We start from the raw sequence: 23318 nt of genomic DNA on the forward strand, positions 1-23318 counted from the left end.
TTGATGGTTTTTTAATGTTGTGCTGAATGCCCCGGTTGAGAGATCGGGGCATTTTTATTGGGCGGTTATCGGACTTGGGGGTGTTTTTTGATTGGGTGTATATCCGTTGCTGCGGTAACGGCGGCTTAGGGTTCCGCCCTTACGGCGGGTCACTTTTTCCAGACGCCGAAAAAGTAACCAAAAAGGCTTGCTCCTACGTGCGGCCCGCTCGCTGAGGGGCTCGGGGTTCCTTCGCTCCGGGATCCATCCGGGCGCATCGCCTACGGTTTGCTTCGCTGCACCTCCTCTCGCTGTGTTTGGCTTCGCCAAACGGTCGCTGCGCTCCCACGCCCGGATCAATCCCTCCACTCAGCCTTCCGACGTCGCCCGTGGAGCAAGATCAAGAGCAGGCGAGCTGACACTCGGCCTATTGAGTGGTTAAGAGCGGATGTTCGGCTTTTGATTTGCGTTGTTGCTGCCCCTCACCCCAGCCTTCTCCCGAGGGAGAGGGGGCCGATTTGTGAGCTTTTCAGAATCTGAGTTCAACGCGGTATCGCACGTCGGCGTATCTCCCCCAAACACCACGATCAGTCCCCTCTCCCTCCGGGAGTGGAAGGAGAGGGTGCTGATTTCGGTGCTTTTCAAAGCCTGAGTTCAACGCGGTATCGCACGTCGGCGTAGCTTCCCCCAAACACCTCAATCAGTCCCCTCTCCCTCCGGGAGAGGGCTAGGGTGAGGGGCTCTTGATCTGGCTTTTGATCTTGCTTTTGATCTTGCTTTGGCTTTGGCTTCGGCTTTTGATCTTTTGCCCCATCGGCAGGCCGAGCGTAGGTGTTCATCCGGGGGTAGGCGCGCAGCGCCGTGCGGCGCAGCCGCATTCATCGAGAGGAGGTGCAGCGAAGCAAACCGTAGGCGATGCCCCCGGATGGACACCGTAGCGAGGGAACACTGAGCCTCAGCGAAGTGCCGTACGCCAGGGGCAAAGCCTTTTGGTTCCTTTTTGGCGTTTGAAAAAGGGACTCGCTGTAAGAGCGAAACCGCCAGCAGCACCACCCGCAGCAACGGATATGCCCCCAATCCAATAAAACTGCCACAGCACAAACAAAAACGGCCCCTATATAAATAGAGGCCGTTCCCGGTACAACTTAAGACGTTATCGCAAGACAGGTCTTATTTGCGGTCTTCCAGCTTGGAAATATCACGCGACTCGTAACCAGTGTACAGCTGGCGCGGACGGCCAATCTTGTACGGGCTGGAGAGCATCTCTTTCCAGTGCGAAATCCAGCCAACAGTACGTGCCAGCGCGAAAATCACGGTGAACATGCTGGTTGGAATGCCGATCGCCTTGAGGATGATCCCCGAGTAGAAGTCGACGTTCGGGTACAGCGAGCGTTCGATGAAGTACGGGTCGGTCAGCGCGATCTCTTCCAGGCGCATGGCCAGTTCGAGTTGCGGATCGTTGTTGATGCCCAGTTCCTTCAGTACTTCGTCGCAGGTCTGCTTCATGACAGTCGCGCGAGGGTCGCGGTTCTTGTAAACGCGGTGACCGAAGCCCATCAGCTTGAACGGATCGTTCTTGTCCTTGGCCTTGGCGATGAACTTGTCGATGTTCGAAACATCGCCAATCTCGTCAAGCATGGTCAGCACGGCTTCGTTCGCACCGCCGTGGGCAGGGCCCCACAGTGCGGCGATACCGGCGGCGATACAGGCGAACGGGTTGGCACCCGAAGAGCCGGCCAGACGCACGGTGGAGGTCGATGCGTTCTGCTCGTGGTCGGCATGGAGGATGAAAATCCGGTCCATGGCCTTGGCGAGTACCGGGCTGATCGGTTTGATCTCGCACGGGGTGTTGAACATCATGTGCAGGAAGTTTTCCGCGTACGTCAGATCGTTGCGCGGGTACATCATGGGTTGGCCCATGGAGTACTTGTAAACCATCGCTGCCAGGGTCGGCATCTTGGCAACCAGACGGATCGCGGAGATTTCGCGATGCTGCGGGTTATTGATGTCGAGGGAGTCGTGGTAGAAGGCCGAGAGGGCGCCGACTACACCGCACATGACGGCCATCGGGTGGGCGTCGCGACGGAAACCGTTGAAGAAGGTTTTCAGCTGCTCGTGAACCATGGTGTGGTTTTTCACGGTGCTGACGAACTGGGCCTTCTGTTCTGCGGTCGGCAGTTCGCCGTTGAGCAGCAGATAGCAGGTTTCCAGGTAGTCCGACTTTTCAGCCAGCTGTTCGATCGGGTAGCCGCGGTGCAACAGAATGCCGTTGTCGCCGTCGATATAGGTGATCTTCGACTCGCACGAGGCGGTCGACATGAAACCAGGGTCGAAAGTGAAGCGGCCCGTGGCCGTCAGGCCCCGAACATCGATTACATCGGGACCAACGGTGCCGGTTAAAATGGGCAGCTCGACGGGGGCTGCGCCCTCGATGATCAACTGCGCTTTTTTGTCAGCCATGTGGCCTCCTATTTATGCTTGAACCATCAGACAGACCCCCCACGCAGGGCCCGCACCACTATAGTGAGATAAATTCGAATGTCAATTTGCCTAAAGTCTTGCTCCAGAAGGCTTTAAGCGTACTTTTTCCTCGAAATTGACTGCCATTTACGCCTTTTATACGACTTGTGCAATCAGCTATTTGGGGTAGGTGATTGCGTTGTCATTAGTAGCCTAACTGTCTATACTCGGCCACCGACCGCCAAGGGCTTTTGGGCCTGCTTTATTGGGGGTCGCATCCCTGGGTGGTGGTTACCTGACCAGTGCACTCCCCAACAACTTTGCCCTGATTGTTAGGGGCTCTTCAGTGTGAAAAAAAAGCCGTGAAAAGCCAACGACCTGTAAACCTAGACCTAAGGACCATCAAACTCCCCATCACCGGCGTTACGTCGTTTCTTCACCGTGTTTCCGGCATCATCCTCTTCCTGGGTATCGGCTTCATGCTTTATGCATTGGGCAAGTCTCTGGGTTCCGAGGAAGGTTTTGCCGAAGTGAAGGCATGCTTGACCAGCCCGCTGGCCAAGTTCGTAGCATGGGGCCTCCTGTCCGCTCTGCTGTATCACCTGGTAGCCGGTGTGCGCCACTTGATCATGGACATGGGCATCGGTGAGACGCTGGAAGGCGGCCGCCTGGGCTCGAAAATCATCATCGCCATTTCCGTGGTGCTGATCGTTCTGGCAGGAGTTTGGATATGGTAACCAGCGTTACGAACCTTTCGCGTTCGGGCCTCTATGACTGGATGGCGCAACGTGTGTCTGCGGTTGTTCTCGCGGCTTATTTCATCTTCCTGATCGGATACCTTGCAGCGAATCCGGGCATTGGCTACGACCAGTGGCACGGCCTGTTCGCTCACAACGGGATGCGTATCTTCAGTCTGCTGGCCCTCGTTGCCCTTGGCGCTCACGCCTGGGTCGGCATGTGGACCATCGCGACCGACTACCTGACGCCAATGGCGCTGGGCAAGTCCGCGACCGCAGTACGTTTCCTTTTCCAGGCAGTTTGCGGCATCGCGATGTTCGCTTACTTCGTCTGGGGTGTGCAGATTCTCTGGGGTATCTGAGTCATGGCTAACATTCCAACGATTTCTTTCGACGCCATCATTATTGGTGGTGGCGGTGCCGGCATGCGCGCTGCGCTGCAACTGGCACAGGGCGGTCACAAGACTGCCGTGATCACCAAGGTTTTTCCGACCCGTTCGCACACTGTATCCGCCCAGGGCGGCATCACTTGCGCAATCGCGTCCGCTGACCCGAACGATGACTGGCGCTGGCACATGTACGATACCGTCAAGGGTTCCGACTACATCGGTGACCAGGACGCTATCGAATACATGTGTCAGGAAGGCCCGGCCGCGGTTTTCGAGCTGGACCACATGGGTCTGCCGTTCTCGCGTACCGAGCAAGGCCGTATCTATCAGCGTCCATTCGGCGGTCAGTCCAAGGATTACGGCAAGGGCGGCCAGGCTGCGCGTACCTGCGCGGCGTCCGACCGTACCGGTCACGCACTGCTGCACACCCTTTATCAGGGCAACCTGAAAGCCGGTACCACGTTCCTGAACGAGTACTACGCTGTCGATCTGGTGAAAAACCAGGAAGGCGAATTCGTCGGTGTGATCGCGATCTGCATCGAAACCGGCGAAACCACCTACATTCGCGCCAAGGCCACCGTACTGGCTACCGGCGGTGCAGGTCGTATCTACGCTTCCACCACCAACGCCCTGATCAACACCGGTGACGGCGTCGGCATGGCTCTGCGTGCTGGCGTACCGGTACAAGACATCGAAATGTGGCAGTTCCACCCGACCGGCATCGCCGGCGCCGGTGTACTGGTTACAGAAGGTTGCCGTGGTGAAGGTGGTTACCTGATCAACAAGCACGGCGAGCGTTTCATGGAGCGTTATGCTCCGAACGCCAAAGACCTTGCCGGTCGTGACGTGGTTGCTCGCTCGATGGTTAAAGAAATCATCGCCGGCAACGGTTGCGGTCCGAATGGCGACCACGTAATGCTCAAACTCGACCACTTGGGCGAGGAAGTGCTGCACAGCCGTCTGCCAGGCATCTGCGAACTGTCGAAGACTTTCGCCCACGTTGACCCGGTTGTTGCGCCGGTTCCGGTTGTTCCGACTTGCCACTATATGATGGGCGGCGTTGCCACCAACATTCACGGCCAGGCGATCACCCAGAACGCCGAAGGCGTGGACCAGATCATCCCGGGTCTGTTCGCGGTAGGTGAAGTGGCTTGCGTATCGGTGCACGGTGCCAACCGTCTGGGCGGCAACTCGCTGCTCGACCTGGTGGTATTCGGCCGCGCGGCCGGCCTGCACCTGGAAAAAGCGCTGACCGACGGCATCGAATACGACGACGCTACCGAAGCCGACATCGAAGCTGCCCTGTCGCGCCTGAACGCACTGAACAACCGTACCGACGGCGAAGACGTAGCTACCCTGCGTCGCGAGCTGCAAAGCTGCATGCAGAACTACTTCGGTGTATTCCGTACCGGCGAATACATGCAGAAAGGTATCGCTCAGCTCGCTGACCTGCGTACCCGCATCGCCAATGTGAAGATCAACGATAAGTCGCAGGCGTTCAACACTGCCCGTATCGAAGCGCTGGAACTGCAAAACCTGCTGGAAGTGGCTGAAGCTACCGCCATCGCTGCCGAAGTACGTAAAGAGTCGCGCGGTGCTCACGCCCGTGAAGACTTCGAAGATCGTGACGACGAAAACTGGCTGTGCCACACCCTGTACTTCCCGGGTGACAAGCGCGTCACCAAGCGTGCCGTGAACTTCTCGCCGAAGACTGTTCCGACTTTCGAACCTAAAGTCCGGACTTATTAAGGGTGACCGCCATGTTGCAAGTCAGTGTTTATCGCTACAACCCTGATCAGGACGCTGCGCCGTTCATGCAGGAATTCCAGGTCGATACCGGTGGTAAAGACCTGATGGTGCTGGACGTGCTGGCCCTGATCAAAGAGCAGGACGAGGGTTTCTCCTATCGTCGCTCTTGCCGTGAAGGCGTCTGCGGCTCCGACGGCATGAACATCAACGGCAAGAACGGTCTGGCATGCATCACGCCGCTGTCCGCCGTTGTAAAAGGTAACAAGCTGATCGTTCGTCCGCTGCCAGGTTTGCCGGTTATCCGTGACCTGGTCGTCGATATGAGCATCTTCTACAAGCAATACGAGAAGGTGAAGCCTTACCTGCAGAACGACACGCCGGCTCCGGCCATCGAGCGTCTGCAGTCTCCGGAAGAGCGTGAAAAGCTCGACGGTCTGTACGAGTGCATCCTGTGCGCTTGCTGCTCGACCTCTTGCCCATCCTTCTGGTGGAACCCGGACAAGTTCCTGGGTCCAGCTGCGCTGCTGCAAGCTTATCGCTTCCTGGCAGACAGCCGTGATACCAAGACCAACGAGCGTCTGGCTTCACTCGATGACCCGTTCAGCGTCTTCCGCTGCCGGGGCATCATGAACTGCGTCAACGTATGTCCGAAAGGCCTGAACCCGACTAAGGCCATCGGTCACATCCGTAACATGCTGCTTTCGAGCGGCGTGTGATTCAGCTGCTGTAACCGCTGCACCGTAGAGGCTGTGGCGCGGGCTTCAACCCGCGTCATGGCTATAACCAGAGCAGTAGCCATAAGCTGCGGCTCTTATTTTGAAGAAATGAGACAAGCAGGGGCATCCGGGCTGGTACCCGGACTATCAGTGTGATCCTAAGTGGCTTGTTTTAGTCGCTGCATTCGGACTTCTGCAAGTTTGCTCGGTGTCGACATCGATGGTGTTCCCCTAACCGAGGGTGACCAAGCATGCAAGAAAGCGTGATGCAGCGCATGTGGAACAGCGCCTACCTTTCAGGTGGAAACGCTGCCTATGTGGAAGAGCTTTATGAGCTCTACCTGCACGACCCTAACGCTGTGCCAGAAGAGTGGCGCACCTACTTTCAGAAGTTGCCTGCCGACGGCAACTCTGCCACTGATGTTTCGCACTCGACAATTCGCGATCATTTCGTGCTGCTGGCAAAGAACCAGCGCCGCGCTCAACCGGTTTCCGCCGGCAGCGTGAGCAGTGAGCACGAGAAGAAGCAAGTTGAAGTGCTGCGATTGATCCAGGCCTACCGTATGCGTGGCCACCAGGCAGCCCAGCTTGACCCGCTGGGGCTGTGGCAGCGTCCTGCACCTGCAGACCTGTCGATCAATCATTACGGCTTGACCAATGCCGATCTTGATACGACCTTCCGTGCCGGCGACCTGTTCATCGGCAAAGAGGAAGCGAGCCTACGCGAAATTCACGAAGCGTTGCAGCAGACATATTGCCGCACCATCGGCGCTGAATTTACGCACATCACCGATTCCGAGCAGCGCCAGTGGTTCCAGCAGCGTCTGGAAAGCGTGCGTGGTCGTCCGACGTACTCCGCCGACATCAAGAGCCACCTGCTGGAACGCGTGACTGCCGGTGAAGGCCTGGAAAAATACCTGGGCACCAAATACCCGGGCACCAAGCGTTTCGGTCTGGAAGGCGGCGAAAGCCTGATTCCGATGCTCGACGAACTGATCCAGCGTTCCGGTTCCTACGGTACCAAGGAAGTCGTCATCGGCATGGCCCACCGTGGCCGTCTGAACGTACTGGTCAACACCTTCGGCAAGAACCCGCGCGAGCTGTTCGACGAGTTCGAAGGCAAGAAGAAGGTCGAGCTGGGTTCCGGTGACGTTAAATACCACCAGGGCTTCTCGTCCAACGTGATGACCGCCGGCGGTGAAGTTCACCTGGCCATGGCGTTCAACCCGTCCCACCTGGAAATCGTTTCCCCGGTGGTCGAAGGTTCGGTTCGCGCCCGTCAGGATCGTCGTAACGACCCGACCGGTGAGAAGGTTCTGCCGATCTCCATCCACGGTGACGCTGCATTCGCAGGTCAGGGCGTGGTCATGGAAACCTTCCAGATGTCGCAGACCCGCGGTTTCAAAACCGGCGGTACCGTGCACATCGTGATCAACAACCAGGTTGGTTTCACCATCAGCAACCCGCTGGACTCGCGTTCCACCGAGTACGCCACCGACGTTGCCAAGATGATTCAGGCGCCGATCCTCCATGTGAATGGCGATGATCCGGAAGCCGTGTTGTTCGTGACCCAGTTGGCCATCGACTACCGCATGCAGTTCAAGCGTGACGTGGTGATCGACCTGGTCTGCTACCGTCGTCGCGGCCACAACGAGGCCGACGAGCCAAGCGGCACCCAGCCTCTGATGTATCAGCAGATCACCAAGCAGCGCACCACCCGTGAGCTGTACGCTGATCGTCTGACCCAGAGCGGTGTGCTGGACGCAGAGCGTGTTCAGGCGAAAGTCGACGAATACCGCAACGCGCTGGACAACGGTCTGCACGTCGTGAAATCGCTGGTCAAAGAGCCGAACAAAGAGCTGTTCGTGGACTGGCGTCCGTATCTGGGCCACGCCTGGACTGCGCGTCACGACACCCGCTTTGATCTGAAGACCCTGCAAGAACTGTCCGCCAAGCTGCTGGAAATTCCGGAAGGCTTCGTGGTTCAGCGTCAGGTTTCGAAGATCTACGAAGACCGTCAGAAAATGCAAGCCGGCGGCCTGCCGATCAACTGGGGTTACGCCGAAACCATGGCGTACGCGACCCTGGCGTTCGAAGGTCACCCGATCCGCATGACCGGTCAGGACATCGGCCGCGGCACGTTCTCGCACCGTCACGCTGTGTTGCACAACCAGAAAGACGCAGGCACCTACATTCCGCTGCAGCACCTGTACGACGGTCAGCCACGTTTTGACCTGTACGACTCGTTCCTGTCGGAAGAAGCGGTATTGGCGTTCGAATACGGTTACTCGACCACCACGCCGGATGCGCTGGTGATCTGGGAAGCCCAGTTCGGCGACTTCGCCAACGGTGCACAGGTTGTTATCGACCAGTTCATCACCAGCGGCGAGCACAAGTGGGGCCGTCTCTGCGGTCTGACCATGTTGCTGCCACACGGTTATGAAGGTCAGGGACCTGAGCACAGCTCGGCGCGTCTTGAGCGTTACCTGCAACTGTGCGCCGAGCACAACATTCAGGTCGCCGTACCGACCACGCCAGCACAGATCTACCACTTGCTGCGTCGTCAGGTGATTCGTCCGCTGCGCAAGCCGCTGATCGTTCTGACTCCGAAGTCGCTGCTGCGCCACAAACTGGCCATCTCGACCCTGGAAGATCTGGCCGAAGGTTCGTTCCAGACCGTGATCCCGGAAATCGATACCCTGGACCCGAAAAAGGTCGAGCGTGTTGTTCTGTGTAGCGGCAAGGTCTACTACGACCTGCTGGAAAAACGCCGTGCCGAAGGCCGTGAAGATATCGCCATCGTGCGTATCGAGCAGCTGTACCCATTCCCTGAGGACGACTTGAAAGAAGTCCTGGCTCCATACACCAACGTCAAAAATGCCGTTTGGTGTCAGGAAGAGCCGATGAACCAGGGCGCCTGGTACTGCAGCCAGCACCACTTGCGTCGCAGCATCGGTAACCTCGACAAGTCTCTCGTACTTGAGTACGCGGGCCGTGAGGCTTCTGCTGCCCCAGCTTGTGGTTACGCATCGATGCACGCCGAGCAGCAGGAAAAACTCCTGCAAGACGCGTTTACCATTTAACGCCTTCGCGCACCTGAAACCGAATTTAAGGAACCACAGATAATGGCTATCGAGATCAAAGCCCCCACTTTCCCGGAATCGGTTGCCGATGGCACCGTTGCCACCTGGCACAAACAACCGGGCGACGCCGTCAAGCGTGACGACCTGATCGTCGACATCGAAACCGACAAAGTCGTACTGGAAGTGCTGGCCACCGCTGACGGCGTGCTGGGCGCAATCGTCAAGAACGAAGGCGACACCGTTCTGTCCGACGAAGTGCTGGGCTCCATCGAAGCGGGCGGCGCTGCTGCCGCTGCTCCAGCCGCCGCTGCTGCTCCGGCCGCTGCTGCCGCTGCCCCGGCTGCTGCTGAAGGCGAAGACGATCCTGTTGCTGCTCCTGCTGCGCGCAAGCTGGCAGAAGAAAACGGCATCAACATCGCTTCCGTTGCCGGCACCGGCAAAGGCGGTCGTGTGACCAAGGAAGACGTGGTTGCAGCGGTTGCTGCCAAGAAAGCCGCTCCGGCTGCCGCGCCTGCCAAGGCTGCTGCTCCTTCGGCCGCCGCTCCTGTGTTCGCTGCTGGCGACCGCATCGAGAAGCGCGTACCGATGACCCGCGTGCGTGCCACCGTGGCCAAGCGTCTGGTTGAAGCGCAGTCGAGCATGGCGATGCTGACCACTTTCAACGAAGTCGACATGACTGAAGTCATGGCCCTGCGTTCGAAGTACAAGGATCTGTTCGAGAAGTCCCACAACGGCGTACGCCTGGGCTTCATGTCGTTCTTCGTGAAAGCGGCCACCGAAGCGCTGAAACGCTTCCCGGCTGTCAACGCGTCGATCGACGGCGGCGACATCGTTTACCACGGTTATGCGGACATCGGCGTTGCCGTTTCCAGCGACCGTGGCCTGGTTGTTCCGGTTCTGCGTAACGCCGAGCTGATGAGCCTGGCTGAAATCGAAGGCGGCATCGCAACATTCGGCAAAAAAGCCCGTGACGGCAAACTGTCGATGGACGAGATGACCGGTGGTACCTTCACCATCACCAACGGTGGTACCTTCGGTTCGATGATGTCGACCCCGATCGTCAACCCGCCGCAGGCAGCGATTCTGGGCATGCACAACATCATCCAGCGTCCTATGGCCATCAACGGTCAGGTCGTTATCCGTCCGATGATGTACCTGGCACTGTCCTACGATCACCGTCTGATCGATGGCAAAGAAGCTGTGACCTTCCTGGTGACCATCAAGAACCTGCTGGAAGATCCGGCTCGTCTGTTGCTGGATATCTAAAAAGCAGCTGCAAGCTTTCAGCTACAAGCCTCAAGCTCAAGGCGAGCGGGTGGGCTTGGAGCTTGTTGCTTGCGGCTTGTAGCTTTATTGCTAAAGAGGATTTTTTGAATGTCGCAGAAATTTGACGTAGTAGTGATCGGTGCTGGCCCTGGTGGCTACGTGGCTGCCATCAAGGCCGCGCAGCTGGGTCTGACCACTGCCTGCATCGAGAAGTACACCGACGCTGAAGGCAAGCAAGCCCTGGGCGGCACCTGCCTGAACGTGGGCTGCATTCCTTCCAAGGCGCTGCTCGACAGCTCCTGGAAATACAAGGAAGCGAAAGAAAGCTTCAACGTTCACGGTATCTCGACTGGCGAAGTCAAAATGGACGTCGCTGCGATGGTTGGCCGCAAGGCTGGCATCGTCAAGAACCTGACCGGCGGCGTTGCCACCCTGTTCAAGGCCAACGGCGTTACTTCGATTCAGGGCCACGGCAAACTGCTGGCTGGCAAGAAAGTCGAAGTCACCAAGCCAGACGGCTCGGTTGAAATCATCGAAGCTGAAAACGTCATCCTGGCTCCAGGTTCGCGTCCGATCGACATTCCGCCGGCTCCGGTTGATCAGAAAGTCATCGTCGATTCGACTGGCGCACTGGAATTCCAAAGCGTACCTAAGCGTCTGGGCGTGATCGGCGCTGGCGTGATCGGTCTGGAGCTGGGTTCGGTGTGGTCGCGTCTGGGTTCGGAAGTGGTTGTTCTGGAAGCGCTGGATACTTTCCTGATGGCAGCGGACACCGCTGTTTCCAAGGAAGCGCTGAAAACCCTGACCAAACAGGGTCTGGACATCAAGCTGGGCGCTCGCGTGACCGGCTCGAAAGTGAACGGCGACGAAGTCGTTGTGAACTACACCGATGCCAACGGCGAACAGACCATCACTTTCGACAAGCTGATCGTAGCCGTTGGTCGCCGTCCGGTGACCACTGATCTGCTGGCTTCCGATAGCGGCGTGACCCTCGACGAGCGCGGTTTCGTGCACGTTGACGATCACTGCGCGACCACCGTACCGGGCGTTTTCGCCATCGGTGACGTGGTTCGCGGCATGATGCTGGCTCACAAGGCATCGGAAGAAGGCATCATGGTTGTCGAGCGCATCAAGGGCCACAAAGCCCAGATGAACTATGACCTGATCCCTTCGGTTATTTATACTCACCCGGAAATCGCGTGGGTTGGCAAAACCGAGCAGGCCTTGAAAGCTGAAGGCGTTGAAGTTAACGTCGGCACCTTCCCGTTCGCCGCTTCCGGCCGTGCCATGGCCGCCAACGATACCGGTGGTTTCGTCAAGGTCATCGCTGATGCCAAGACTGACCGCGTATTGGGCGTGCACGTGATTGGCCCGAGCGCTGCAGAACTGGTTCAGCAGGGCGCGATCGGTATGGAATTCGGCACCAGCGCTGAAGACCTGGGCATGATGGTTTTCTCCCATCCGACCCTGTCTGAAGCCTTGCACGAAGCTGCTCTGGCGGTGAATGGCGGCGCCATCCACATTGCCAACCGCAAAAAGCGTTAACAGACAATAAGAAACCACGGCGGTAACGGCCCGTCGTGAGCCTTGCGAGCAAGTCTCACCGCGGAATGTCCGCTGGACGCAGTCTTGCGTAGCTCAGCTACGCAAGCAGCAGTCACAGGTGGCGCGGCACTCAAACGAGCGCAGCGCCGAATGCGCAGTACCTAACGAAGACGGTAAAAAGCATGAATCTTCACGAGTATCAGGGTAAGCAGCTGTTCGCTGAATACGGCCTGCCAGTTTCCACTGGTTACGCAGTAGACACCCCGGAAGCAGCAGCAGAAGCTTGCGACAAAATCGGCGGCAGCGAGTGGGTTGTCAAAGCCCAGGTCCACGCCGGTGGTCGCGGTAAAGCGGGCGGCGTCAAGCTGGTTCGCAGCAAAGAAGACGCCAAAGCCTTCGCACAGCAGTGGCTGGGCAAGCGTCTGGTGACTTACCAGACTGACGCCAATGGCCAGCCAGTCACCAAGATCCTGGTTGAATCGTGCACTGATATCGCTAAAGAGCTGTACCTGGGCGCTGTCGTTGACCGTTCGAGCCGTCGTATCGTGTTCATGGCTTCCACCGAAGGTGGCGTGGACATCGAGAAAATCGCTCACGACACTCCAGAAAAAATTCTCAAGGCCACTATCGATCCACTGGTTGGCGCTCAGCCATTCCAGGGTCGCGAGCTGGCATTCCAGCTGGGTCTGGAAGGCAAGCAGGTTGCTCAGTTCGCCAAGATCTTCGTAGGTCTGGCCAAACTGTTCAAGGATCACGACCTGGCTCTGCTGGAAGTGAACCCGCTGGTGATCAAGGCTGACGGCGATCTGCACTGCCTGGACGCCAAGATCAACATCGACGCCAACGCAATGTACCGTCAGCCTAAGCTGAAGACTTTCCACGATCCGTCGCAAGACGATCCGCGCGAAGCGCACGCTGCCAAGTTCGAACTGAACTACGTGGCACTGGAAGGCAACATCGGCTGCATGGTCAACGGTGCTGGCCTGGCCATGGGTACCATGGACATCGTCAACCTGCATGGCGGCAAGCCAGCCAACTTCCTCGACGTAGGTGGTGGCGCTACCAAAGAACGCGTAACTGAAGCGTTCAAGATCATCCTGTCCGACACCAACGTCGCTGCAGTACTGGTCAACATCTTTGGCGGCATCGTTCGCTGCGACATGATTGCCGAAGGCATCATCGGCGCTGTGAAAGAAGTCGGCGTGAAAATCCCGGTTGTTGTTCGCCTTGAAGGCAACAACGCTGAGCTGGGCGCTAAAGTACTGGCAGAAAGCGGTTTGAACATCATCGCTGCTACCAGCCTGACCGACGCTGCTCAACAAGTTGTCAAAGCTGCGGAGGGCAAATAATGAGCGTCCTGATCAATAAAGACACCAAAGTTATCTGCCAGGGTATTACCGGTTCGCAAGGTAGTTTCCACACCCAGCAAGCCATCGAATACGGCACCAAAATGGTTGGTGGCGTTACTCCTGGCAAAGGCGGCACCGAGCACCTGGGTCTGCCAGTGTTCAACACCGTTAAAGACGCAGTAGAAGCCACTGGCGCTACCGCTTCCGTGATCTACGTTCCGGCTCCTTTCTGCAAAGATTCGATCCTGGAAGCGGCATTCGGCGGCATCAAGCTGATCGTCTGCATCACCGAAGGCATTCCTACCCTGGACATGCTGGACGCTAAAGTTAAGTGCGACGAGCTGGGCGTAGTCCTGATCGGCCCTAACTGCCCAGGCGTTATCACTCCGGGCGAGTGCAAGATCGGCATCATGCCAGGTCACATTCACTTGCCAGGCAAGGTCGGTATCGTTTCGCGTTCCGGCACCCTGACCTACGAAGCTGTGAAGCAGACTACTGACGCCGGTTTCGGTCAGTCGACTTGCGTCGGCATCGGTGGTGACCCGATCCCGGGTTCGAACTTCATCGACATCCTGAAGCTGTTCCAGGAAGACCCGAAGACCGAAGCGATCGTCATGATCGGTGAGATCGGCGGTTCGGCTGAAGAAGAAGCGGCTGCCTACATCAAGGCACACGTGACCAAGCCGGTTGTTTCCTACATCGCTGGTGTGACTGCTCCTCCGGGCAAGCGCATGGGCCATGCTGGCGCAATCATCTCTGGCGGCAAAGGCACTGCAGACGAGAAATTCGCTGCACTGCAAGACGCAGGCGTTAAAACCGTGCGTTCGCTGGCAGACATCGGCAAGGCCCTGGCCGAGCTGACTGGTTGGGCTGTCAAGTAAGCCTCGCGCTTAGCTGACGCTTTACCAAACAAAGGCCACCTTCGGGTGGCCTTTGTCGTTTCTGGCATTCGCTGATTTATAGGCTTGCCCCCAATTACATGCAAAAACGCGACACGGAAACGTCGCGTATCGGATAGTTCGCCCTCTAACAGTGCGTTTGCAAAGCAAATTCGTTAGGCTAGCAGCCATTTTTGCGTCTGCCGCCCACAAGGCATGCAACGCGCTTTAAGGGTCAGTCCCATACGGATCGACAGCATTTCCCTAATTACACAGGGCAATCCCCCTCTAAATTCCGATTCAGTAGTGTGGTATTACCTTAATGAAAGTTTTGAAAGGTCAGGACATCCTGGCACTTGGCTTTATGACGTTTGCCCTGTTCGTCGGGGCTGGCAACATCATTTTCCCGCCTATCGTTGGCTTGCAGGCCGGACCTCACGTCTGGATGGCCGCGCTGGGCTTCCTGATCACCGCGGTCGGTCTGCCGGTGATCACCGTCGTCGCACTGGCCAAGGTCGGTGGGGCGATGGATGCGTTGAGCAGCCCGATCGGCAAGATCGCTGGCGGCATTCTGGCGGCAGCGTGCTACCTGGCGGTCGGCCCGTTGTTCGCCACGCCGCGTACCGCGACCGTATCGTTTGAAGTGGGTCTGGCGCCGCTGACCGGCGAAAGCCCACTGGCGCTGTTCCTCTACAGCTCGGTGTACTTCCTGCTGGTGTTCTTCATCTCGCTCTACCCTGGGCGTTTGCTGGATACCGTTGGCCGTTTCCTCGCGCCGTTGAAGATCATCGCGCTGGCGGTGCTCGGCATTGCTGCATTCGCCTTGCCGGCGGGTGACATCGGCCACGGCACGCCAGAGTACGTAGCGGCGCCGTTCTCCCAAGGGTTCATCAATGGTTACCTGACCATGGATACCCTGGGTGCACTGGTATTCGGCATCGTCATCGTTAACGCGATCCGCTCCCGTGGCGTCGAGTCGCCGGCGCTGATCACCCGTTACGCGATCATCGCCGGGCTGATTGCCGGTGTCGGTCTGGCGCTGGTCTATGTCAGCCTGTTCCGCCTCGGTTCCGGCAGCCACGAAGTGGCAGCAGGCGCGACCAACGGCGCGGCGGTATTGCACGCCTACGTGCAACACACCTTCGGTTCGTTGGGCAGCGGTTTCCTCGCGGTGCTGATCTCGCTGGCGTGTCTGGTGACGGCGGTAGGTCTGACCTGTGCTTGCGCTGAATACTTCAGCCGTGTGCTGCCACTGTCCTACAAGACCCTAGTGATCATTCTGGCGGCGTTCTCGCTGCTGGTCTCCAACCTGGGCCTGACCAAGCTGATTGCGTTCTCGATTCCGGTGCTGACCGCAATCTATCCGCCGTGCATCGTGTTGGTGGCGCTGAGCTTCTGCAAAGACTTCTGGCATGAGCACGGCCGCATTCTCGGTCCGGTAATGCTGGTGTCGTTCGTGTTCGGTACCATCGACGCGTTGAAAGGCGCCGGTCTGGCCGACTGGATGCCATCGCAAATGTCGCACCTGCCACTGAGCGAGCAGGGCCTCGCGTGGCTGGTGCCGTGCGTGATGACCCTGGTGGTTGCAGTGGTTTGCGATCGTCTGCTGGGCAAGCGCAGCGAAGCGGTTGCCTGACGTTGCCTGACCCGCCAAAAGCGGGTCTTCAACGCTTAAACAGAAATGCCCCGTATCAATCGATACGGGGCATTTTTTATGCGCGTCAGGCAGTGTCTTTTTCCCTGAGCTAACGTCGAAGGGTTGCCGAAATCTCAATGTGGGAGCGAGCCTGCTCGCGAAAGCGTTGTGTCAGCCGCCATCAATGTTGCGTGATACGCCGCTTTCGTCGGAACGCCGCCCGGAGCAGGCTCGCTCCCACAGGTAGCATCCATACTCCACAGGGAATTGCATGTCGTTCATCCAAGCCAACCTGATCCACCTGCTTGCCGCCGTCTGGTTTGTCATCTGCTGGGGCGGTTACACCCGTTATGCCTCGTGGAAGGGGCGTGATACTGCATGCCTGGCCAGTGTGCTGCACTTGTACCGCGAAGACTGGATGCGCCGCATGCTGCTGCGCGACAACCGCATTGCCGATGCCAGTGTGATCGGCAATCTGGAACGCAATGCATCGTTCTTCGCCTCCAGCACGCTAATCATCCTCGCCGGTATTCTTACCGTGCTCGGTGCATCCGAACGGGCGGTGTCGTTGCTGGCAGACATCCCGATGGTGCAGCAGGCGTCGCAGGGCATGTCGGAAATCAAGTTGCTGTGTCTGGCGATGGTGTTCGTCTATGCCTTCTTCACTTTCAGCTGGTGCATGCGTCAGTACAACTTTGCGGCCGTGTTGGTCGGCTCGGCGCCAATGATCGGTGAACGACATGTTTCCGAACAGGAGCGCAAGGCCTTCGCGGCGCGGGCGGCGCGGGTGATTTCGATGGCGGCCAACCAGTTCAACTTCGGTTTGCGCTCCTATTATTTCGGCATGACCATGCTGGCCTGGTTCGTCAGCCCGTGGTTGTTCATGCTGATGAGCGCCGGGGTGGTATTGGTCTTGTACCGCCGCGAGTTTCATTCCGACGTTCTCGATGTAATGGTCTATACCCCTACAGAGGCGCCCATCCCCGAGGCGAACAAAGAGGCTGCTTGATGAGTATTCCGTTCTGGTGTGTGTTTATCAGTGCACTGATGATCTATATCGCGCGTATGCCGGTGGGCAAAGCGATGAAAGAGCAGGGCGGGTACAACAATCACCTGCCGCGCCAGCAACAGGCGCAACTGACCGGTTACGGTGCGAGGGCGCTGGCGGCTCACCAGAACAGTATCGAAGCTTTCATCCTGTTCGCAGTCGGTGTGTTGATGGCGCACACCACGCAAACGGCAGGCTGGCTGATCGATACATTGGCGATCATCTTCGTGATCGCGCGGATCCTCTACTTGTGGTTCTATCTGGCCGATCTGCCCAAGCTGCGCAGTCTGGTATGGCTAGTTGGTTTAGTCTGTTCGCTGTTACTGATGATTAGTCCGACTTTTAGAACTGTCTTGCTCTAAGGCGAGCCTGGCACTAAATGACAGGCAAAAGAAAACCCGCACTTGGCGGGTTTTCTTTTTTCTGCAGCAAAAAGCAAATTATTGCTTCTTGGCAGCTTCTTCTTGAGCAGCGGCGTTCGATTCAGCCTGAGCTTTGGCAGCTTCGGCGTTTTCTTTCGCAGCGTCGTTCACTTTATCCTGAGCTTTGTTCATGTCCTGCTGAGCTTGTTCAGCATGTTGGTTGGCATCTTGAGCTTTGTCCTCGGATTTTTTATCGCAGGCAGCGAGACCGAGGGAAGCGGTCAACATCAAGGCAATAGCAAAAGTCTTACGCATGGGGTGTTTCTCCTTATGGAAAATAACTACTGGCCTTAAGAACTCGGCGCTACAGGTTAAGTTCCTCATTTCTTTCAGATATATAAGTTTGTTTTTACACGGAACTTTTGCTGTTTTGCTTACTACTGGCAAAAGGCTCTAACGAGAGTAATTATCATATGGCCGAAAACCCCGTTTTTGAGCGTGCGACGCGATTTCTATCGGCGTTGCGTCACTGTCAGGTGCTGGGTTTACAGGTGCACAGCGCCTCAAGCGAAGGGCTGACAGTGATCCTGCCGTACAGCCCACAAATCGTCGGTAACCCGGAAACCGGGGTGATCCATGGCGGCGCGATTACGGCGTTGATGGACACCGCGTGTGGCATGTCGACGTTGTGCGTGCTGCCGGAATTCGAGGTTTGCCCGACCCTCGACCTGCGCATCGATTACATGCACGCCGCCGAGCCGAATAAAGCGGTGTATGGCTTCGCCCAGTGCTATCGCGTGACCACCGATGTGATCTTCGCCCGTGGCTTCGCTTACCAGGATGATCCCGAGCAGCCCATCGCCCATGTTGTCGGCACCTTCATGCGCATGGGCAAGGGCCTCAAAGGCAGCAAAGGTTTCGGCGGCGCGATCAAGGGAGAAAGTCGGTGAGCGAAGACCTCAAGCAACAACTGCAACAGGCCCACGCGGAAGGCGACTATGCGCCGTTGCTGAAACTGATCCCGTACGCCGGTCTGATCGGCATTGAATGTTCGCGCGTTGGCGATGAACTGTTGTTCAAGCTGCCGGCGAACAAGGACAACATTGGTAACCCTTTATTACCGGCCATCCACGGCGGGGTGATTGCCGGATTCATGGAGCTGGCTGCTGCCCTGCATCTGTTGATTTTCACCGGCGCGCCCGGCGTGCCGAAGATCATCGACTTCTCCCTCGATTACCTGCGCGCCGGGCAGTTTCGCGATACTTGGGCCAAGTGTCAGGTCTGCCGCCAGGGCCGGCGTGTTGCCAACGTTGCCATCACAGCCTGGCAAAGTACCGAAGGCGAACCGATTGCCACCGCTCGTGCACACTTCAAAATCGATGAGCCCTTGAAATCCTGAACAGCGCCCCAAACTCACAAGACAACCCGCCGCTGACCATTTCGGGTCGCGGCCACTGCCATCTGATTGGAGTTTGATGACCATGAGTGTGGAAACTCAAAAGGAAACCCTGGGCTTCCAGACCGAGGTAAAGCAGCTGCTGCACCTCATGATCCATTCGCTGTATTCCAACAAGGAAATTTTCCTTCGCGAATTGATCTCGAACGCCTCTGACGCTGTCGACAAACTGCGCTTCGAAGCCCTGGCCAAGCCAGAGTTGCTCGAAGGTGGTGCAGATCTGAAAATCCGTGTGAGCTTCGACAAGGACGCCAAAACCGTCACCCTCGAAGACAACGGTATCGGCATGAACCGTGACGATGTGATCACCCACCTGGGGACCATCGCCAAATCCGGCACCGCTGATTTCATGAAAAATCTCTCGGGCGATCAGAAGAAAGATTCGCACCTGATCGGCCAGTTCGGTGTGGGCTTCTACTCTGCGTTCATCGTTGCCGACCAGGTTGACGTATACAGCCGTCGCGCCGGCACCCCGGCCAGCGAAGGCGTGCACTGGTCGTCGAAAGGCGAGGGCGAGTTCGAAGTCGCCACCATCGACAAACCAGAGCGCGGCACCCGTATCGTTCTGCACCTGAAAGCGGCAGAAGACGAATTCGCTGATGGCTGGCGTTTGCGCAACATCATCAAGAAGTACTCCGACCACATCGCTTTGCCGATCGAGCTGCCGAAAGAAGCAACCGCAGCCGAAGGTGAAGAGGCTCCGGCCGTTGAATGGGAAACCGTCAACCGCGCCAGCGCCCTGTGGACCCGTCCGCGCACTGAAGTGAAGGACGAGGAATACCAGGAGTTCTACAAGCACATCGCTCACGACTTTGAAAACCCGCTGGCCTGGAGCCACAACAAAGTCGAAGGCAAGCTTGAGTACAGCTCGCTGCTGTACGTGCCGGCCCGCGCACCGTTCGACCTGTACCAGCGTGAAGCGCCGAAAGGCCTGAAGCTATACGTGCAGCGTGTGTTCGTTATGGATCAGGCCGAGTCATTCCTGCCGCTGTACCTGCGCTTCATCAAAGGCGTGGTCGATTCCAATGATCTGTCGCTGAACGTGTCGCGGGAAATTCTGCAGAAAGACCCGATCATCGATTCGATGAAGACCGCGCTGACCAAGCGCGTGCTCGACATGCTGGAAAAACTGGCGAAGAACGAGCCTGAGCAATACAAGGGCTTCTGGAAGAACTTCGGTCAGGTCATGAAAGAAGGCCCGGCAGAAGACTTCGCTAACAAGGAAAAAATTGCCGGTCTGCTGCGTTTCGCATCGACCCAAGGCGACGACGGCGAGCAGATCGTCGGTCTGGCCGACTACCTGGCACGCGCCAAGGAAGGTCAGGACAAGATCTACTACCTCACCGGCGAAACCTACGCGCAGGTCAAGAACAGCCCGCACCTGGAAGTCTTCCGCAAGAAAGGCATCGAAGTGCTGCTGCTGACCGACCGTATCGACGAGTGGCTGATGAGCTACCTCAGCGAGTTCGACGGCAAGACCTTTGTCGACGTGGCACGTGGTGACCTCGATCTGGGCAACCTGGACTCGGAAGAGGACAAGAAAGCCGCAGAAGAAGTCGCCAAGTCCAAAGAAGGTCTGGTCGAGCGTCTGAAAACTGCGCTGGGCGATTCCGTGGCTGAAGTTCGGGTTTCCCATCGTCTGACCGATTCGCCGGCCATTCTGGCCATCGGCGAGCAGGATCTGGGTCTGCAAATGCGCCAGATCCTCGAAGCCAGCGGTCAGAAGGTTCCGGATTCGAAGCCGATCTTCGAATTCAACCCAAGCCACCCGCTGATCGAGAAACTCGATGGCGAGCAGAGCGAAGAGCGTTTTGGCGACCTGTCGCACATCCTCTTTGACCAGGCTGCGCTGGCGGCGGGTGACAGCTTGAAAGATCCGGCCGCGTATGTGCGTCGTCTGAACAAGCTGCTGGTTGAACTGTCGGTTTAACCAAGTCGTAGAAAAACCCGCTTCGGCGGGTTTTTTCATTCTGGTGTTTAACCAATCAGGAGTCAGAAATGAGCCAAGTCACTGTACGTTCCGTGGTCTATCAGATTGACGGCCAGCCTTATGAAGGTCGCTTGGCGTTCGACGCTGAGCACAAAGGCGCGCGTCCGGGTTTGTTGATGGCGCCGAACTGGATGGGCGTCAGCGCCGGAGCCGAAGAAATCGCCAAGTCGGTCGCGGCCAAGGGCTACGTGGTGTTGATTGCTGACGTTTACGGTCAGGCTGTGCGTCCACAGAACGCCGATCAGGCTGGCGCGGCGATGATGCCGTTGAAGGACGACCGTGCGTTGCTGCGCACGCGTATGCAAGCGGCGTTCGAGCAGTTGCAGAAGCAGGGCGAAGCGGCGGTGGATACTTCGAAGCTGGCGGTGTTTGGGTTCTGCTTTGGCGGTTGCTGTGCACTGGATCTGGCGCGCACTGGTGCGCCGGTGAAGGCTGCTGTGTCGTTCCACGGCACGCTGGATTCGCCGAACCCGGCGGATGCGCAGAACATCAAGGGCTCGGTGCTGGTGTTGCACGGTGCTGCCGACCCGTTGGTGCCGAAAGAGCAGTTGCCGGCGTTTGAAGACGAGATGAATGCGGCGAAGGTGGATTGGCAGTTGCTGAGCTACGGCGGTGCGGTGCACTCGTTTACCGATCCGCATGCCAATGTGCCGGGCAAGATGATGTACGACGCGAAGACCGCCAAGCGCGCGTTCAAATCGATGCATGATTTGCTGGATGAAGTGTTTAAGGGCTGAAGCCTGAAAATCAAAAGCCCCTCACCCTAGCCCTCTCCCGGAGGGAGAGGTGACTGATTGGGGGATGCTTGAGGGTAACGCCGACCTGAAAGGGCTGTGCTGAATCCATAATCGCCAAGATTTTTCAGGTCGATGTATTACCCCAGACACCTCGGTCGGCTCCCTCTCCCTCCGGGAGAGGGCTGGGGTGAGGGTGCTGATGGTGGGTGCTCAACCAATGCGTCGACCTGAAAGTGTCTTGGTGAATCCATAATCGCCAAGATTTTTCGGGTCGATGTATGACGCAAGACACCTCGGTCGGCCCCCTCTCCCTCCGGGAGGGCTGGGGTGAGGGTGCTGATGGTGGGTGCTCAACCAATGCGTCGACCTGAAAGTGTCTTGGTGAATCCATAATCGCCAAGACTTTTCAGGTCGATGTATGACGTAAGACACCTCGGTCGGCCCCCTCTCCCTCCGGGAGAGGGCTGGGGTGAGGGTGGCTTTTCAGCGCGGCAACTCGATCCGCTCAACTTCCCCCGGCACCGTCGGCCAGTCCCCGTCCGCCCATTTGCGCCGCGCCTCATCAATCGCCGCCGGATCGCTCGCGACAAAATTCCAGTTGATCCGCCGCGGCCCGTCCAGCGCCGCGCCGCCGAACACCACCGCGTGCACATCGCTTTCGGCAAACAGGCTCATCTCTACCCCGGCCGGCAGCACCACCAGCGCATGCGGCTCGATCGCCACGCCATTCAACTGCGCATCCCCACTCAGCACATAAACCGCCCGTTCTTCATGCTCGGTCGGAATCAGCAGAGTGGTCGCCGTTTGCATTTTCACTTCCGCATACAACGTAGGAGAAAGCACCGGCACCGGCGATTCCAGGCAAAAGCCTGACCCGGCAATCATGCGGATCTGTACGCCAAGGTTATCGCTGACCGGCAAGGTCGCCGCCGGGTGGTGACTGTAATGCCCCGGACCCTGCTCGTGATCCTTGGGCGAGGCCAGCCAGATCTGCAAGCCGTGCATGGTGAAGCTCTGGTCCCACAACGGTTCCGGCGTGCGTTCAACGTGCGCAATCGCGCTGCCGGCGGTCATCCAGCTGACATCTCCAGCGCTGACCACCTGATTGGAGCCCAGGCTGTCCTTGTGCTGGATTTGTCCTTGGAACAGATATGTCAGCGTCGACAGACCGATGTGCGGGTGCTGTCGGATGTTCATGCCTTTGCCCGTCGGATAAAACGTCTCGAGCATGTGATCAAAAAACACGAACGGCCCAACGCTGCGGCATTTGGCTGACGGCAAGGGGCGCAGAATCGGCTGGCCTTCGACGTCTTCGGCGCGCGGGCGGATGATCAGAGGTTGCGTGTCCATGGTGCATTCCAGGCTGAGCGGGTGATGCCAGAAGCATAACCCGCCGCTGGCATGAGGAGGATTACTGGCTGTCGAAGCCCTGCGGTGCATGGGTTTCGATGGTCACGTCAGTGGTGGTCATCAGTTTGTGAATCGGGCAGCGGTCGGCGACGCGCAGCAGTTCCTCGCGCTGGGCGTCGGTGAGCACGCCTTTCAGGGTGAGGGTGACGTGCAGCACGTATTTGCCTTTCTGCTCTTCACTGTTGTCACGTTTGACGTCGACACCGACGCCGGTCAGCGGGATGTCTTTCTTCTTCGCGTACATCTTCAGGGTCAGCGCTTTGCAGGCGCCGAGGGCCGCATCGAAATAGTCGTGCGGCTCAGGTGCCGAGCCTTCGCCGCCGGCCGTTTTTGGTACATCGGCAAACAGTTCGTGGTCATCAATCTGTACGGTGTGACGAAAACCTTCAGCGGAGACGGTATTGACGGTAACGGTCATGTGAACCTCACTGGCAGTAGGAAAAGTCGCTTCGATCAAAAAAGACCTTGCAGTTATAGAGCATTCCCACCGGTACGCGTTCCACTTTCCTGCGGGATGAACCCTTGTCG

Annotated in this window: 20 protein-coding genes; 16 read left to right on the plus strand and 4 right to left on the minus strand. The window is 57.8% G+C overall.

Annotation, left to right across the window (positions count from 1 at the left end):
• Positions 1–1149: 1149 nt before the first annotated feature.
• Positions 1150–2439 (minus strand): citrate synthase, encoded by a 1290-nt coding sequence (gene gltA, locus CKW17_RS11665; RefSeq protein WP_007919904.1) that lies wholly within the window; start codon positions 2437–2439, stop codon positions 1150–1152.
• Positions 2440–2801: 362 nt separating this feature from the next.
• Between gltA and sdhC the strand changes: the two genes are divergently transcribed.
• The 12 genes from sdhC (at position 2802) to CKW17_RS11725 (ending at position 17197) form a co-directional block, all read left to right on the plus strand.
• Positions 2802–3176 (plus strand): succinate dehydrogenase, cytochrome b556 subunit, encoded by a 375-nt coding sequence (gene sdhC, locus CKW17_RS11670; RefSeq protein ID WP_038363944.1) that lies wholly within the window; start codon positions 2802–2804, stop codon positions 3174–3176.
• Positions 3170–3538, plus strand: coding sequence for a succinate dehydrogenase, hydrophobic membrane anchor protein (gene sdhD / locus CKW17_RS11675; protein ID WP_007919900.1), 369 nt, complete (start codon positions 3170–3172; stop codon positions 3536–3538). The genes sdhC and sdhD overlap by 7 nt, the downstream gene beginning before the upstream one ends.
• 3 nt (positions 3539–3541) lie before the next feature.
• Entirely contained in the window at positions 3542–5314 is a 1773-nt protein-coding gene (sdhA, locus tag CKW17_RS11680) for a succinate dehydrogenase flavoprotein subunit (protein WP_038363946.1), read from the plus strand.
• An 11-nt stretch (positions 5315–5325) separates the two neighbouring features.
• On the plus strand, positions 5326–6030 hold the full coding sequence (locus tag CKW17_RS11685; protein ID WP_038364054.1) for a succinate dehydrogenase iron-sulfur subunit: 705 nt from the start codon (positions 5326–5328) through the stop codon (positions 6028–6030).
• 251 nt (positions 6031–6281) lie between these two features.
• On the plus strand, positions 6282–9113 hold the full coding sequence (locus CKW17_RS11690) for a 2-oxoglutarate dehydrogenase E1 component (RefSeq protein WP_095119939.1): 2832 nt from the start codon (positions 6282–6284) through the stop codon (positions 9111–9113).
• A gap of 42 nt (positions 9114–9155) precedes the next feature.
• Positions 9156–10379 carry a 2-oxoglutarate dehydrogenase complex dihydrolipoyllysine-residue succinyltransferase gene (odhB, locus tag CKW17_RS11695; protein ID WP_095119940.1) on the plus strand — a complete coding sequence of 408 codons (1224 nt, stop codon included), beginning with the start codon at positions 9156–9158 and terminating at the stop codon, positions 10377–10379.
• 108 nt (positions 10380–10487) lie between these two features.
• Positions 10488–11924, plus strand: coding sequence for a dihydrolipoyl dehydrogenase (gene lpdA / locus CKW17_RS11700; RefSeq protein ID WP_095119941.1), 1437 nt, complete (start codon positions 10488–10490; stop codon positions 11922–11924).
• Between the two features lie 182 nt (positions 11925–12106).
• Complete coding sequence (gene sucC, locus CKW17_RS11705) at positions 12107–13273, plus strand: ADP-forming succinate--CoA ligase subunit beta (protein ID WP_007919879.1); 1167 nt, start codon at positions 12107–12109, stop codon at positions 13271–13273.
• Complete coding sequence (gene sucD / locus CKW17_RS11710; protein ID WP_008082972.1) at positions 13273–14154, plus strand: succinate--CoA ligase subunit alpha; 882 nt, start codon at positions 13273–13275, stop codon at positions 14152–14154. The genes sucC and sucD overlap by 1 nt, the downstream gene beginning before the upstream one ends.
• 319 nt (positions 14155–14473) lie before the next feature.
• Positions 14474–15787 carry a branched-chain amino acid transport system II carrier protein gene (brnQ, locus tag CKW17_RS11715; protein WP_095119942.1) on the plus strand — a complete coding sequence of 438 codons (1314 nt, stop codon included), beginning with the start codon at positions 14474–14476 and terminating at the stop codon, positions 15785–15787.
• A gap of 271 nt (positions 15788–16058) precedes the next feature.
• Positions 16059–16796, plus strand: coding sequence for a DUF599 domain-containing protein (locus CKW17_RS11720; protein ID WP_095119943.1), 738 nt, complete (start codon positions 16059–16061; stop codon positions 16794–16796).
• Positions 16796–17197, plus strand: a complete 402-nt coding sequence (locus tag CKW17_RS11725) for an MAPEG family protein (RefSeq protein ID WP_095119944.1) — start codon at positions 16796–16798, stop codon at positions 17195–17197. The genes CKW17_RS11720 and CKW17_RS11725 overlap by 1 nt, the downstream gene beginning before the upstream one ends.
• Positions 17198–17275: 78 nt before the next feature.
• Here the strand turns inward: CKW17_RS11725 and CKW17_RS11730 are convergent, their stop codons facing one another.
• The gene (locus CKW17_RS11730; RefSeq protein ID WP_007919867.1) at positions 17276–17512 is read right to left on the minus strand and encodes a hypothetical protein; all 237 of its coding nucleotides are present in this window, start codon (positions 17510–17512) and stop codon (positions 17276–17278) included.
• Positions 17513–17670: 158 nt separating this feature from the next.
• On the opposite strand from CKW17_RS11730, the gene CKW17_RS11735 reads away from it, so the two are divergent.
• The 4 genes from CKW17_RS11735 (at position 17671) to CKW17_RS11750 (ending at position 21380) form a co-directional block, all read left to right on the plus strand.
• Entirely contained in the window at positions 17671–18147 is a 477-nt protein-coding gene (locus CKW17_RS11735; protein WP_095119945.1) for a PaaI family thioesterase, read from the plus strand.
• Positions 18144–18596, plus strand: coding sequence for a PaaI family thioesterase (locus CKW17_RS11740; protein ID WP_095119946.1), 453 nt, complete (start codon positions 18144–18146; stop codon positions 18594–18596). The genes CKW17_RS11735 and CKW17_RS11740 overlap by 4 nt, the downstream gene beginning before the upstream one ends.
• A gap of 82 nt (positions 18597–18678) precedes the next feature.
• Positions 18679–20583 (plus strand): molecular chaperone HtpG, encoded by a 1905-nt coding sequence (gene htpG, locus CKW17_RS11745; protein ID WP_095120113.1) that lies wholly within the window; start codon positions 18679–18681, stop codon positions 20581–20583.
• Between the two features lie 68 nt (positions 20584–20651).
• Positions 20652–21380, plus strand: coding sequence for a dienelactone hydrolase family protein (locus CKW17_RS11750; protein ID WP_077571713.1), 729 nt, complete (start codon positions 20652–20654; stop codon positions 21378–21380).
• Between the two features lie 483 nt (positions 21381–21863).
• On the opposite strand, the gene CKW17_RS11755 is transcribed toward CKW17_RS11750, so the two are convergent.
• Together CKW17_RS11755 and CKW17_RS11760 are read right to left on the minus strand one after the other, a co-directional pair.
• The gene (locus tag CKW17_RS11755) at positions 21864–22730 is read right to left on the minus strand and encodes a pirin family protein (RefSeq protein ID WP_095119947.1); all 867 of its coding nucleotides are present in this window, start codon (positions 22728–22730) and stop codon (positions 21864–21866) included.
• Between the two features lie 61 nt (positions 22731–22791).
• Complete coding sequence (locus tag CKW17_RS11760; RefSeq protein ID WP_095119948.1) at positions 22792–23208, minus strand: OsmC family protein; 417 nt, start codon at positions 23206–23208, stop codon at positions 22792–22794.
• Between the last annotated feature and the right edge of the window lie 110 nt (positions 23209–23318).

The organism is Pseudomonas sp. Irchel s3f10 (genome assembly GCF_900187515.1).
Classification (GTDB): domain Bacteria; phylum Pseudomonadota; class Gammaproteobacteria; order Pseudomonadales; family Pseudomonadaceae; genus Aquipseudomonas; species Aquipseudomonas tensinigenes.

What these genes read in the sequence shown, in the direction of transcription:
- gltA (WP_007919904.1), bottom strand. Translation starts at nt 2,439, where the DNA reads ATGGCTGACAAAAAAGCGCAGTTGATCATCGAGGGCGCAGCCCCCGTC.
- sdhD (WP_007919900.1), top strand. Translation starts at nt 3,170, where the DNA reads ATGGTAACCAGCGTTACGAACCTTTCGCGTTCGGGCCTCTATGACTGG.
- sdhA (WP_038363946.1), top strand. Translation starts at nt 3,542, where the DNA reads ATGGCTAACATTCCAACGATTTCTTTCGACGCCATCATTATTGGTGGT.
- CKW17_RS11685 (WP_038364054.1), top strand. Translation starts at nt 5,326, where the DNA reads ATGTTGCAAGTCAGTGTTTATCGCTACAACCCTGATCAGGACGCTGCG.
- CKW17_RS11690 (WP_095119939.1), top strand. Translation starts at nt 6,282, where the DNA reads ATGCAAGAAAGCGTGATGCAGCGCATGTGGAACAGCGCCTACCTTTCA.
- odhB (WP_095119940.1), top strand. Translation starts at nt 9,156, where the DNA reads ATGGCTATCGAGATCAAAGCCCCCACTTTCCCGGAATCGGTTGCCGAT.
- lpdA (WP_095119941.1), top strand. Translation starts at nt 10,488, where the DNA reads ATGTCGCAGAAATTTGACGTAGTAGTGATCGGTGCTGGCCCTGGTGGC.
- sucC (WP_007919879.1), top strand. Translation starts at nt 12,107, where the DNA reads ATGAATCTTCACGAGTATCAGGGTAAGCAGCTGTTCGCTGAATACGGC.
- sucD (WP_008082972.1), top strand. Translation starts at nt 13,273, where the DNA reads ATGAGCGTCCTGATCAATAAAGACACCAAAGTTATCTGCCAGGGTATT.
- brnQ (WP_095119942.1), top strand. Translation starts at nt 14,474, where the DNA reads ATGAAAGTTTTGAAAGGTCAGGACATCCTGGCACTTGGCTTTATGACG.
- CKW17_RS11720 (WP_095119943.1), top strand. Translation starts at nt 16,059, where the DNA reads ATGTCGTTCATCCAAGCCAACCTGATCCACCTGCTTGCCGCCGTCTGG.
- CKW17_RS11725 (WP_095119944.1), top strand. Translation starts at nt 16,796, where the DNA reads ATGAGTATTCCGTTCTGGTGTGTGTTTATCAGTGCACTGATGATCTAT.
- CKW17_RS11730 (WP_007919867.1), bottom strand. Translation starts at nt 17,512, where the DNA reads ATGCGTAAGACTTTTGCTATTGCCTTGATGTTGACCGCTTCCCTCGGT.
- CKW17_RS11735 (WP_095119945.1), top strand. Translation starts at nt 17,671, where the DNA reads ATGGCCGAAAACCCCGTTTTTGAGCGTGCGACGCGATTTCTATCGGCG.
- htpG (WP_095120113.1), top strand. Translation starts at nt 18,679, where the DNA reads ATGAGTGTGGAAACTCAAAAGGAAACCCTGGGCTTCCAGACCGAGGTA.
- CKW17_RS11750 (WP_077571713.1), top strand. Translation starts at nt 20,652, where the DNA reads ATGAGCCAAGTCACTGTACGTTCCGTGGTCTATCAGATTGACGGCCAG.
- CKW17_RS11755 (WP_095119947.1), bottom strand. Translation starts at nt 22,730, where the DNA reads ATGGACACGCAACCTCTGATCATCCGCCCGCGCGCCGAAGACGTCGAA.
- CKW17_RS11760 (WP_095119948.1), bottom strand. Translation starts at nt 23,208, where the DNA reads ATGACCGTTACCGTCAATACCGTCTCCGCTGAAGGTTTTCGTCACACC.